We start from the raw sequence: 12,435 nt of genomic DNA on the forward strand, positions 1-12,435 counted from the left end.
TCAAACAAAGTATAATGTATATAATCCTTACACTTTTTTCAGCAATAATATTGGTAACACAACCTTTGATTCTTTCTGTTTATCTTCGTCTTTCCAGTACACTATAAAATTTATTTTTGCAGCCGTTATTTTAAATCCTTGATCAAAGCGTTCCTGTAGGATAGTTTTGAATTTTTGTGAATATTTAACAATGAGTTCACCTTGAGCATTTTTCAATCCTTCATCTGACGGCTGCAAACGCAGACCACTAAAAACAGAATTGATGCGATTCTGTATATATTCGAAGTAGCCCAGTTGTACATCTCTAAGTGTGAGATGCATGGTTATTTGTTGCGGTTCAGGGTATTGATTATCATCTTTGGTATAAATAAGTCCTTCAAAAGACTGGAGATATTGGCCTTGATAATGTATGCTAAGATTGGTTTTGGCTCTGGTAATGGCTACATAAAATTGTCGCTTATGCTCATCATTAAGATGGTTAAAATGCTGCAATAAAAGATATAAATTGTCGAACTCCTTGCCTTTCGCTTTATGAATTGTGGAAACATATACCACTACAGCATCGATATCCACAAAATCTTCTAGTTTAGATTCAAAAAGAAATGCTTTCCAGTCGCTTTTATATTTCTTGGCGTTATTTACCTCTTCAAATGCACGTATTACAGCAGTAGTAAGTTCTTTTTGTGCACTGGTTTGGATATGATCTATTAAACGTCGCTTGGCTTCAGTCCATTCTTCATATGTTACCAGCGGGCTATCTGTACAGGTATCGATCATATCAGAGAAAAGTCGTAGCTCATGTAAATTCTGGAGGTTAAAGCCGTCATTTGACTGAATAAGTTTAGCCTTCACCCCTTTTTGCAAAAGTAGACTACAAAGCAAGGTTGCTTCTTGATTGGTTTGAGTGAGCACACAGGTAGATCCCGATAGTTCCGCTGTAGCTATACTATCAGCTAAAGGAACAATAATGTGGTTTTGGGCATATTGGGTGATATGGATCATGCCATTTTGATGCTGACTGGCAAAGCAAGGCTCGATTTTGAGCCTGTGGCTGATGGTTGCCGCCCATTGATTGGATAACGATACAATATTGTTTTTGCTACGGTAGTTTAGCGTAAGCTCGTATTTAATGGCATCTTTTTCAGTAATAAGTGCTTGCATATAGGCGGCATCTGCTCCTCTAAAACCATAGATATTCTGATCATCATCGCCAACCAATATCACCCGCATATCTTCATTTTGCTGCATTAAGGCCTGAACCAGCTCATATTCTTCTTTATTCATGTCCTGGGCCTCATCTACCACTAATACCGTTTTAGTGATCCTGAAAGGCTCTATCTCTCCTGCCTTAATTTTGTCAACTGCCACTTGTATGATGTTTTCAGAAGCCGTCAAGCTACCTACCCTGCCTAACAGATCAAAGGAATACGAATGAAAGGTTTTTATTTCGGTATAATGGGCTGCGTTGCCAATGAGTTCCATCAGCCGCTTTTTGAATTCAGTTGCCGCTGCACGTGAAAATGTAAGCATCAGCAACTGCTCATGTTTTACATCCTCGGCCATCAGCAAAGAGGCCAGCTTATGTACCAATAACTTTGTTTTACCACTCCCGGGTCCGGCAGCTACAACGATATACTGGCTGCTGGTATCGTTAATAATTTTTAACTGTGTTGGCGAAAGCGCACCAAATAATTTCATGAATTTTGCAGGTGTGAGCGTGCGTTTTATTTCGTCCTGCCTACTGCCGGGAAAATATTTTGAGAGAAAGGAAGGATAATTTAGCTTGAAATAATCGTCTACAAATTTTAGTGCTTCATTATAGTTACGGATCATTTTTTGAGCGTACTCCCCCACGATATGGATCTGTTGTAATTTTTGCTGATAAAACTGTTTTAACTTGTCGTAGTCACTTTCCTTATATTGTATTCGGTTATTCTTTTCAATGCGCTCGATAGTAAGCTTATTATGTACCACCATAAAACCTCCCTCAATTTTAATAGCCCCTATGCGCGCCAGATAAAAAAGACTGTCTTCAATATCATCAATATCAGCTTGTATAGAAAACATGCCCTGCTCTTCTTTAATCATCTCCTTAAGTTCCTGAACGGAAAATTCAATCAATAATTCTTCCTCTCCCTTGTTATCCGATTTTAGGAGTGCTGATGCTTTTTTGTGCAGGTATTCAGTAATCATCCTGGCAACAAGATGCCGCTTTTCCTGCTTTTCGATAAAGATTGACTTATCCACCAATAAAGCGATCTGCATATGGTTTTTTGTATATTCCAAATTGCGGCGACTGATCCATTTTTGGATCGTCCAGAAATTAATAATGGTCCTTAACTGGTTAAGCGAACTGTCTTTGATGCCAGAATTTAAAAACACCTCAATGATCTCCTTTAAATTATAAGCTCCTTCCCCGTTTTTTAACTGCGACAATAAAAGTTCTTCCTGTTTTCTAAAACTTTCTACAATGGCTAGCGATCGGCTGGCAGATTCTGTCTTTTTAATAAAAGCCGTGAGGTCTTTGGTATGGGCCAATATTTTTTCCTCACGCATCAATTCTATTGCCCTAATTACTTCTTCCTTGTAAATACCCAATTGATCGGATATATAATCTATTCGAGACTCCGCCACCTCGTCAGTTGATAATCTTTTACTTTTGCTCGAAAAAAGTTTTTTAATAATCCGCTTAGCATTACTGCGATGCTTTTCGGAAAATTTTTCTGATGCATTTATCTGCTCTATGGCCTCTTGTGCATTTTCACTTAGAATACTGGTGGCAAAAACGCGGGGCATGTTTTGCCCACGCCTTAAATAGCCGGCATCTTCCAGGGCAGCGATAGCAGTGGTAACCCTTGTTTCAATCTCATTAATGCTATCGTCCCAACCTGCCTGTCTGGCAATCTCCAGTGCCGAATTAGAAGCCTTGTCCCTTGATCTGGTTAATTCCTTTATGGCTTTCCATACCTGGTTGATCTCCTTACTACTAATTTTGGTTTGGTTAAGCAGGATGAAATGTTTATCCAGGTCTTCTTCACTAAAAAGTACAAAACAATCCGCCTGTAACTGTTCATCCCGTCCTGCCCTTCCAGCCTCCTGTACATAATTCTCCAGTGAGTCAGAAATGTCGTAATGGATAACTGCACCCACATCGCTTTTGTCTACCCCCATACCAAAGGCAGAAGTGGCCACCATAATATCGATCTCACCACTCATAAAGGCATTTTGATTTTTAGACTTTTCGTCTTTCTCCATTCTGCCGTGGTAGGCTTTGGCTATAAACCCATCACTATTTAGCTTTTCGGCTAACTTCCTGGCTCTTTTGGTACGTGATACGTAAACAATAGTAGGACAATTCTTTTCCTCGATGATATCCCTAAGCTGATTGTATTTTTCCTCTTCGTTATCACGTTGATAAACCCGATAGTGTAAATTGGTGCGTGAAGCATCGGCCCGGAATACCTTTAACTCAAGTTGTAATTTCTCCTTAAAATAAAACCTAATGTCTTCTATTACCTTTTGCTTTGCGGTTGCGGTAAAACATGATACCGGAATGATATAATCAAGTCCTTTCTTGTGTTGCAGGTTTTTGATAAAATCTCCAATGTATAAATAATCAACCCGAAAATCCTGCCCCCAGGATGAGAAACAGTGCGCTTCGTCAATCACAAATCGGGCAATTTTTCTTTTGAGCAGCAATTGTTCTACAGTAACTGAGCGTAACGACTCGGGAGAAATGTACAATAAGCTTGCATGTCCATTTTCTATACGTTTGACGGCCTCTCTACGACCCACTGGATCTAACAACCCGTTGATGGTAACCGCTTCGGTAATATCTTTCTTTTCCAGGTTATCTACCTGGTCTTTCATCAGAGACTGTAAGGGCGCAATTACCACTGTTAAAGCTTTTGCATTTTCGCCACTCATTAATGCAGGTATCTGGAAAGTGATAGACTTACCGCCACCTGTGGGAAATACAGCCAAAATAGATTCACCCCGGATAGCTGCCCTAACTGCATCTTCCTGCAGCGGTTCATCACCATATTTGCGAAAACCAGAAAAACCAAAATGTTTTTTTAATGCCAACAACGGATCGTGAGCTTGCCTGCAATAATCGCATCCCTGCAAACAGGGATTATTTCGCAACAAAAAGAGCAAACGCTCTACATCCGGGTAGTTTTTCAATACCCAAGGTGGTGTGATGGAAAAACGATCATCACAATGAAGCAAGGCCAAAGTATAAGCCAAAGCAACAGGAGTTGTATCTATAAAATGATCAATTTCACTTTCTCTGCAGATCTTACCTTGAAATAAGGTGTTGATATTGGTCTTCAGCTGTTCTTTATTCACTTTTGCGGAATAATTATGGTACCTGAAGAAATTATCAAAGCCGGTTTGATGATGCAAAAGACCATACAATATCAACTTAAATGTCTCATCAAGCGTTCTAAAAGCGCTTAATTCATCATAAAACAGATCTCTGGCTTTTTTGGCATCATTTAAAGGATTGTTTCTTTCTTCAGTTTGAACTTTGTCATCCTTAAGCAGACGGTGGTAAGGCTGCCTTGGAAACAACAAAGGCGATAATAACAGAGTATCGATAGCCTTATTGAGACCCCATTCAGCACAACCAAGCTGCCTCTGTAGGTAAGCCAGATCGTGTGCTATAATATTATGCCCACAAATAAAATCACACCGTTCGATAAACGCTATAAATTCCTGAAGCTGGTTTTTATGAAAGCCCAGCCCATCTGACAAAACACAGCCAATATCAAGCAGTTGTTTGCCATTTGCGGCTAGTTCTATATCAAAGAAGGCTATACTATTCATTTTCAGGTTTGATTCTGGTACATATTCCTAAAATAGCTAAAGTATTAAAATTTAATACTATTTTAATAGTTATTACACATTTGTTGTATTGAATTCAAAACAAAGGCAATGTCCCCATCATTCTAATTGATTTCTGAGAGACAGTATGATTTCATAGTCGCCGTTTTCAATAAACATGTAGTACTTAAACAACTTACATTGAGCAGATTACAATGAAATTTTCAATTTGAACGCGAACACCTTGTCTGTTCAGGCGCCATTCATTATTTAGTATTAAACCTACTTTACAACATTTTAATTAATACTTTTATAATCTTGATTTTACATATTACTAAAAATATTTTAGGATCTTTATACTACACTAAAACCATTTATTATGAAAAAGATCATTTCAATTTGTATGCTTGTGTTATTTGTTGCATCCTTCGCAACATATGCCACACCAGAATTACCAAAATCATTTAGCGGCACAAAAGCTAAAGTAACCACTTACAATGTTCGTTTGGGATACCGAAATCTTGATGGCAGTGTAACCACTTCAGGATCCACAGAATCCCCGGGTTTTACTGTTTATAATCAGGAAACCGGTGATGATTATTTTGTTGAAAACGGGCCGTCGTCGTCCGGAACGTTTTTGCCTTACCAGTTACCAGGTTTAATTAATGGTTTACCTGCAGGAACATATGAGTTTAGCGCAGAAAGAGGTCAGGGAAACTGGACGGGTTATGGATCTATCACCGTAACCTTATCGCCAGAGCTAGTAGATGCCGATGGTTATGTAACGGTTTACGTTCCTATTGCCTGGGTAGAATAATTATTTCTGATTAAAGTAAATAGTCCTTAATAGATTAGGACTATTTACTTAGATTATTCATTTTTTAAAAGTTGTTTTTCAAAAGCATCAGCTTTTCTTATTTTCTTTTCTGAGTGAAGAAGCAAATGGTCAGTATCTGGAGGGATCAGAGAAAAATCGATCAATAAGCTGGATAAATTCGCCCCGAACGCACACTGTTGATTTAGATGATTATCAACCATTAAAATTGTTTTGAGGTCGCTGCCATTAAGTTAATCCAAACAATTACGACTTCAACTTGTACTAAAATCATGTACGACCATTATAGTTTCGAAGAAGCTAGCGCTTATCAGATCGAACTCGCCAGACAGTTAAAGTTTCAATCACTTGATAAAATCCAAACCATAGCGGGTGCTGATATTTCGTTTAACAAAGACAGTGATACCATGTACGCCGGGATGGTGATCCTCACTTATCCGGGTATGGTGCTGAAATCTTTCGCTTTAGCCACTTACGAAACCAATTTCCCATATAAACCAGGTTTTTTAGGCTTCAAAGAAGTTCCTGCTTTATTAAAAGTATGGGAATTAATTGAGCATAAACCAGATGTTGTGGTGTTGGATGGAAATGGCATTTTGCACCCGAGGCGTATGGGTGTTGCTTCGCATTTTGGCATTCTGGCTAATCAGGCAACAATAGGCTGTGCCAAAAGCCTTTTACATGGCGAAAACCATATTCCTGAAAATAAAAAATTAAGCACGACCGAAATTAACAGCCATGGTGAAACCTTGGGTTTTGCTTTACGCACTAAGATTAACTGTGCGCCTGTTTATGTATCTGCTGGTCATTTAATCACAGCCGATCAAAGCTTGTCTATCCTAAAAAACTGTATCGGAAATTACCGTATCCCTGAGCCTACACGCATCACGCACAATATTGTTAATGATTTTAGAACCGGCAAACTGAACGCTGGTTTTCACGAAGTATCGGCGCCACTTACTTTGTTTTGATAAACTTATAAGAGCTCTAAAATGCCTTATGTTAAACAACAGATCTCTACCCAGCTGTACGGGCGCAGGCGGCCACGCTGCTACAGTTCAATCGAGATGATGTGAGTTTTAATCAATTTTAACTAAATCCAGTTAATCCCTTTTTTGAGCAGCTGCAGTGTTTTATATTCTTCCGAATCTACCACTGGCTGAACATTGTAGCCCCAGTTGGCCTGTGGTGGTAAACTCATTAAGATAGACTCAATCCGGCCATTGGTTTCCAGTCCGAATTTAGTTCCGGAATCATATACCAGGTTGAATTCTACATAACGGCTACGGCGTTGGTATTGCCATTCTTTATTTGCTTCGGTAAATTCTTTATCCCGGTTCCGGTCAATTAACTCGGTATAAATCGGTAAAAATGTTTCACCTATATGAACAGAGAAATCTAAAATCTGCTCCCATGATAGATTGGTATTTTCAGGTTTTAACCGATCATAAAAAATACCGCCGATACCACGGGTTTCTTCACGGTGTTTAATAAAAAAATAGTCATCCGCCTGTGTTTTAAACTTTGGATAAAATTCAGCGTTGAAATCGTCGCAAGCTTGTTTTAACTTATGATGGAAGAAACGGGTATCGTTCTCGAAAACATAATGCGGCGTTAAATCAATACCGCCACCAAACCAACGCGTTTCCTCATTAAGTTCAAAATAACGGATGTTCATATGAATAATTGGCACCAGTGGATGATTTGGATGGATCACGATGGAAACGCCCGTAGCAAAAAAATCTTCTTCGGTTACATTAAAAGCTTTTTTTACCGATTCCGGTAGCTTACCATGTACAGCAGAAAAATTTACACCACCTTTTTCAATGATTGCTCCATTCTGCATAATCCGGGTACGCCCGCCTCCCCCACCGTTTCTCTCCCATAGCTCTTCTTCAAATTTCCCTTTGCCATCGGCAATTTCCAGTCCCCTGCAAATTTCATCCTGTATTTGCTTATACCGTGCTGCTACTTCTTCTTTGAACATGATGACTTTTTCTATTTCCATACAAATTTATAGGTATTAAAGCAGCTGTATTGATTTATGTTTAGATAGTACATTTTATTGACATTGTTTATAGTCCTGCGTTCCGATAACTAATGTTCCAGATAGTTGAGGTCTTTATTAAAGCTCTCTTTTAAATAAGCAACAGAGACCATGGCAATGACGGTAACTATGCCCATCACAATAAAACCGGCCGAAACAATGTTGTAACGATGTACAAAAAATTCGAAAACAAAGGTGATCGGAATTAAAGCACCGCGTACAAAGTTCGGTGCGGTAGTGGTAACGGTTGAACGGATGTTTGTACCAAACTGTTCTGCAGCAATAGTTACAAATGTTGCCCAATAGCCAACCGCAAAGCCCATAAACAGGCAGATTAAGATAAAATTACTTTCAGTTAAACCTTTACTGGTTAAATAAACGAGTACAGTAATTACGGATAAACTTTGAAAAATAAGTACTGTTTTCTTGCGCGATCTTAAAACCTGCGCTAAAACCCCGCAAACCACATCACCAATGGCTATACCAAAATAGGTGTACATAATACCGGTTCCTGCATTCAATGCGTCCTTAGCACCCAATGCTTTGCCTATTTCTGGCGACTGCGTTACTAAAATACCGACTATAAACCATAATGGAAGCCCAAGACAGATGCAGGCCAGGTATTTTAAGAATCTTTTACGATCGGAGAACAACATAAAAAAGTTACCTTTCGAAATCTCTTGATCCTGTTCAGCATGTTTAAACATACCTGATTCGAAAGTACCTACACGCAGGAGCAGTAAAAGCAGGCCCATACCACCACCAACAAAATAAGAAGTTTGCCAGGTAAAATGTTTGCCAATGGTAGCGGCTGCCGCTGCGCCCAGTAAACCGATTCCAGCAACCACCATAGTACCGTAGCCCCGTTTTTCTTTATCCATGGTTTCGGTAACGAGGGTAATCCCAGCACCTAACTCCCCTGCCAAACCAATGCCTGCTATAAACCTGATGATGGCATAGCTATGCACATCAGTGGCAAAACCATTGGCTATATTTGCAAGCGAATACATCAAAATTGATCCGAACAATACTTTGATCCTGCCGAATTTATCGCCGATGATTCCCCAGAGCAAACCTCCGAGCAACAAACCAAACATCTGCATATTGATGACATACTCACCTTCTGTCCGCATGTGCGCTGCAGAAACACCGATGTCGGTAAAGCTTTTTACCCGTACAACAGAAAACAGAACAAGGTCGTAAATATCGACGAAATAACCCAGAGCAGCTACAATCACTAAGAAAATTACATTTCGGCTGTTGGTTTTTGTTTGATGATCCATTTAAGTATTTGGTTTAAGTGCTGAAAGTACACAATAACACAAATATTTAAAATAGATTTCTAAAAATAAAAGCCACCCTGTTTTTGGGTAGCTTTTAAGATTCTACATTGTAGGATTCTTTTTTGTCGTGTCAGGTGGCATTTTTGTTGTCGTGTCCGGCGTTGTTTTGGATGTTGTATCCATTGGTGCCGTAGTTGTCGAATCCGTTCTAGTACTGTCTGATGAACCAGCCATATTTTTTGACGAATTGCATGCTGAAGTGGCTATCATAAGAGAACCTGCAAAAGCAAGACTTAAAATTATTTTTTTCATAGTTTTCAATGTTATCTATCATCCAAAACAACCTGACCATCATTTAGTTTTATTTTTTTTTCTAAAAAAAGAATATTTTGCGTTAATGAATAATGGACTGTTAAGGGTTTACCGAGATGATTACATGTTTTTTGCGATAGATTTTAATTTTCTTTAAAACGCAGTAATACATTCTATGATACTCGTGCCTAAAAGCATGTAAATTTCAGAATAACTTGAGTGAAAATAACGATTTCCAGAAAAGTCTCAATAATGGGATGATAACCAGGCCTATCGATAAATTGCAGAAAATATGACTAAAACAAAATCCTTTAAACTTTAAAACGTGGTAAAACTTTCTGATATTAGTAAGTATGATTATTTCTCAAAATACCCTTAAATGGGTAATGCGTTTTTACCCACCCCTATTTTTTCAACGCATTTGGGTTCAGAAATTTGAAAATGAATTTAGAAGCTGTACGGTTAAACTGAGTAAGAGTTTTCTGAATAAAAATTACAACGGTTCTATTTTTGGAGGTACCATTTATGCCGCTACCGATCCATTTTATGCCCTATTGTTTGATCAGTTGATGCAACGTCGGGGGTTCAAAGTCCGGGTTTGGTTAAAAAGCGCCTCCATACAATATTTAAAACCCGGACGTTCGACCTTATATTTTACCATACGTGTAACGGATGATATGATTAATGAAGCTGAACATGCGTTAAAAACAGTTGGAAAGTTTGTAAAAGCCTACCCTATGGAAATAACCAATAAGCATGGCGAACTGTGCGCAACTGTAATGAATGAAGTATATATCAGAAACCTGCATCAGGGCGAAACACCCAGGGTTGCTTACTAATTTTTTTATATTATGCCGAGTATTAAGAGTTTAATTTTGCAGGGCGAGGGCGTAATGCTCGATTTTAAAAAAACCATCACCAGTACCGAGAAAATAGCGAAGAGCTTGGTTGCTTTCGCCAATAATAAAGGAGGCAAATTATTAATCGGCGTTGCAGACAATGGTGCTATTAAAGGTGTAAAATCAGAAGAAGAAGAAAAATATATGATCTTAACAGCTGCACATCAGTTTTGCAAACCTGCTATTGAACCTCACTTTGAAGAAATCTATGTGGATGATAAACTGGTTTTGGTGGTTGAGATTCCGGAAAGCGATACCAAACCGCACTACGCACTCGATCATCAAAAAAAATGGTGGGCTTATATCCGCATCGATGATAAAAGCGTTTTAGCCAGCCGGATTATTCTTGAAGTGCTTAAACAGGAATATAAAAATAATGGTGTACTTATATCCTATTCCGACAACGAAAAAAAATTGCTAGAATACCTGGAGCTGAACGAGAAGATCACTCTAAAGGAATTTAGCAAATTGCTGCGCAGTTCGTATCGCAAGGCCCAAAAAGTATTGGTTAATTTAATTCTGACCAATGTAATTAAATCACATACTACTGAAAAGGAAGAATTTTTTACTGCGGTAAGATAGTTTTATTTTCGTATTTATTTTACAACGTTGAGTCCAAACTTGCGCTAGTATTAAGTATCATTTTATATCCTGATGTGATGGATGCTGAACTAAATCTGATAACTACCAGATCAGCATGACAGATCCCATGTAGATATTGTCAACCTGAACTTGTTTCAGGGTCCGTTGTCAAAGCTTGTTGGCATTATCTTTTCTACATTCCTATTTTTTGAGCTTTAAAAACCCGATCTTTGCAAACCTATGTTTTCTAAAATTTACACCAAATATAAGCCCTACTATAAAGAAAATCTTCATTTGGCGCTTCCAATTGTAGGGTCGCAGGTGGGGCATACTTTGGTACACATGGCCGACAGTATTATTGTAGGTCATTTTACCGACACCATTCAATTGGCTGCTGTCTCATTGGTAAACAGTATATTTATGCTTATCCTGGTTATCGGTCTGGGCATTTCTTATGGTTTGACCCCACTTATTGCACAAGAAAACGGCCGCCAGCATTATGATGAATGCGGAAAGCTTTTATCAAACAGTTTAATGATTAATATCTGTATCGGCATATTATTATATGTACTGGTGCAATTGGGGATAGTTTTTGTTATCGATCGCCTGGACCAAACTCCCGAGGTTGTACGTTACGCGAAACCCTATCTCAATCTTTTATCTGTTTCGATTATCCCACTATTGATTTTCCAGACGTTTAAGCAATTTGCAGAAGGTTTAGGCTTTACCAAACAAGCTATGTTTGTTTCCATCTGGGGAAATGCCATTAATATTACTTTAGGAATTATTTTCGTGAAAGGCATGTTTGGCATCAAATCTATGGGCGTTAGCGGCGTAGGTTTAAGCACTTTGATAGATAGGATTTTGATGGCCGCTGTCATGTGTTTTTACGTGTTACGCTCGCCGCATTTCAAAAAATATCTCACCAGTTTTAAAGCCACTTTTTTTGATAAAATGAGAGCCATTGAAATTGCCAAAATCGGAATGCCTGTGGCCATGCAGTATTCTTTTGAAATCAGTGCTTTTAGCGGTGCTGCCGTATTAATTGGCACCATCGGAGCAGTGGAGCAGGCTGCACACCAGATTGCGATTAGTTTAGCAGCAATGACGTATATGATTGCCAGTGGTGTGGCATCGGCGGCAACGATTAAAACCGGAAATAACTTTGGTAAAAACAATTTTAACGACCTCCGTAAATCTGCCATTGCCAGCTACCATGTAATATTGCTGTTCATGTCGTGCACAGCGGTTATTTTTATGTTAGCTAACAATCTCATGCCTTTTATTTATACCGAAGACGCAACGGTAATACCTATCGCTGCACAGTTATTGATTATTGCCGGATTCTTTCAACTGTTTGACGGCACACAGGTAGTGGGATTAGGCGTTTTACGGGGTATGGGCGATGTGAATATGCCAACCTTAATCACCTTTTTAGCCTATTGGGTAGTTGGAATCCCCATCGGCTACGTATTGGGCTTTCATTTTGGATTAGGTGTGAATGGAATTTGGTATGGATTGACCCTGGGTTTGTTAACTGCCTCGATCTTATTGTTTCTGAGGTTTCAGCGTAAGACAAAAGGGTTAATGCATCAGTAGTTGCGTATTCAATAAAATCGTCATTGCGAAAAAGCTTTACACCCGACAGCC

9 protein-coding genes are annotated in these 12,435 nt (G+C 38.8%); 6 read left to right on the forward strand and 3 right to left on the reverse strand.

What is annotated here, in order from left to right; translation table 11 throughout:
• Positions 1-27 precede the first annotated feature (27 nt).
• A complete protein-coding gene (locus tag ACK1I8_RS09005) occupies positions 28-4,830 on the reverse strand; it encodes a RecQ family ATP-dependent DNA helicase (RefSeq protein WP_412468997.1) in 4,803 nt (1,600 codons plus the stop codon).
• A gap of 376 nt (positions 4,831-5,206) precedes the next feature.
• Here ACK1I8_RS09005 and ACK1I8_RS09010 point away from each other — a divergent pair, with 376 nt between their 5' ends.
• Both ACK1I8_RS09010 and ACK1I8_RS09015 read left to right on the forward strand, forming a co-directional pair.
• Positions 5,207-5,644 carry a hypothetical protein gene (locus ACK1I8_RS09010; RefSeq protein ID WP_412468998.1) on the forward strand — a complete coding sequence of 146 codons (438 nt, stop codon included), beginning with the start codon at positions 5,207-5,209 and terminating at the stop codon, positions 5,642-5,644.
• Between the two features lie 290 nt (positions 5,645-5,934).
• Positions 5,935-6,633 carry an endonuclease V gene (locus ACK1I8_RS09015; RefSeq protein WP_412468999.1) on the forward strand — a complete coding sequence of 233 codons (699 nt, stop codon included), beginning with the start codon at positions 5,935-5,937 and terminating at the stop codon, positions 6,631-6,633.
• A gap of 122 nt (positions 6,634-6,755) precedes the next feature.
• Here the strand turns inward: ACK1I8_RS09015 and hemF are convergent, their stop codons facing one another.
• A complete protein-coding gene (hemF, locus tag ACK1I8_RS09020; protein ID WP_412469000.1) occupies positions 6,756-7,670 on the reverse strand; it encodes an oxygen-dependent coproporphyrinogen oxidase in 915 nt (304 codons plus the stop codon).
• 89 nt (positions 7,671-7,759) lie between these two features.
• Entirely contained in the window at positions 7,760-8,992 is a 1,233-nt protein-coding gene (locus tag ACK1I8_RS09025) for an MFS transporter (RefSeq protein WP_412469001.1), read from the reverse strand.
• A 127-nt stretch (positions 8,993-9,119) separates the two neighbouring features.
• On the opposite strand from ACK1I8_RS09025, the gene ACK1I8_RS09030 reads away from it, so the two are divergent.
• The 4 genes from ACK1I8_RS09030 to ACK1I8_RS09045 all read left to right on the forward strand — a co-directional run bounded on the left by ACK1I8_RS09030 (position 9,120) and on the right by ACK1I8_RS09045 (position 12,384).
• Complete coding sequence (locus ACK1I8_RS09030) at positions 9,120-9,461, forward strand: hypothetical protein (RefSeq protein WP_412469002.1); 342 nt, start codon at positions 9,120-9,122, stop codon at positions 9,459-9,461.
• A 196-nt stretch (positions 9,462-9,657) separates the two neighbouring features.
• On the forward strand, positions 9,658-10,143 hold the full coding sequence (locus ACK1I8_RS09035; protein ID WP_412469003.1) for a DUF4442 domain-containing protein: 486 nt from the start codon (positions 9,658-9,660) through the stop codon (positions 10,141-10,143).
• Between the two features lie 12 nt (positions 10,144-10,155).
• A complete protein-coding gene (locus ACK1I8_RS09040; RefSeq protein ID WP_412469004.1) occupies positions 10,156-10,785 on the forward strand; it encodes a helix-turn-helix domain-containing protein in 630 nt (209 codons plus the stop codon).
• A gap of 240 nt (positions 10,786-11,025) precedes the next feature.
• Positions 11,026-12,384: an MATE family efflux transporter gene (locus ACK1I8_RS09045; protein WP_412469005.1), complete on the forward strand. Its 1,359-nt coding sequence runs from the start codon at positions 11,026-11,028 to the stop codon at positions 12,382-12,384.
• The last annotated feature ends 51 nt before the right edge of the window (positions 12,385-12,435 follow it).

The organism is Pedobacter sp. KLB.chiD (genome assembly GCF_047040275.1).
Lineage (GTDB): Bacteria > Bacteroidota > Bacteroidia > Sphingobacteriales > Sphingobacteriaceae > Pedobacter.

Excerpts from the sequence above, each read along its gene's own strand:
- ACK1I8_RS09045 (WP_412469005.1), top strand. The coding sequence starts at position 11,026 with ATGTTTTCTAAAATTTACACCAAATATAAGCCCTACTATAAAGAAAAT.
- ACK1I8_RS09010 (WP_412468998.1), top strand. The coding sequence starts at position 5,207 with ATGAAAAAGATCATTTCAATTTGTATGCTTGTGTTATTTGTTGCATCC.
- ACK1I8_RS09025 (WP_412469001.1), bottom strand. The coding sequence starts at position 8,992 with ATGGATCATCAAACAAAAACCAACAGCCGAAATGTAATTTTCTTAGTG.
- ACK1I8_RS09040 (WP_412469004.1), top strand. The coding sequence starts at position 10,156 with ATGCCGAGTATTAAGAGTTTAATTTTGCAGGGCGAGGGCGTAATGCTC.
- hemF (WP_412469000.1), bottom strand. The coding sequence starts at position 7,670 with ATGGAAATAGAAAAAGTCATCATGTTCAAAGAAGAAGTAGCAGCACGG.
- ACK1I8_RS09005 (WP_412468997.1), bottom strand. The coding sequence starts at position 4,830 with ATGAATAGTATAGCCTTCTTTGATATAGAACTAGCCGCAAATGGCAAA.
- ACK1I8_RS09015 (WP_412468999.1), top strand. The coding sequence starts at position 5,935 with ATGTACGACCATTATAGTTTCGAAGAAGCTAGCGCTTATCAGATCGAA.
- ACK1I8_RS09035 (WP_412469003.1), top strand. The coding sequence starts at position 9,658 with ATGATTATTTCTCAAAATACCCTTAAATGGGTAATGCGTTTTTACCCA.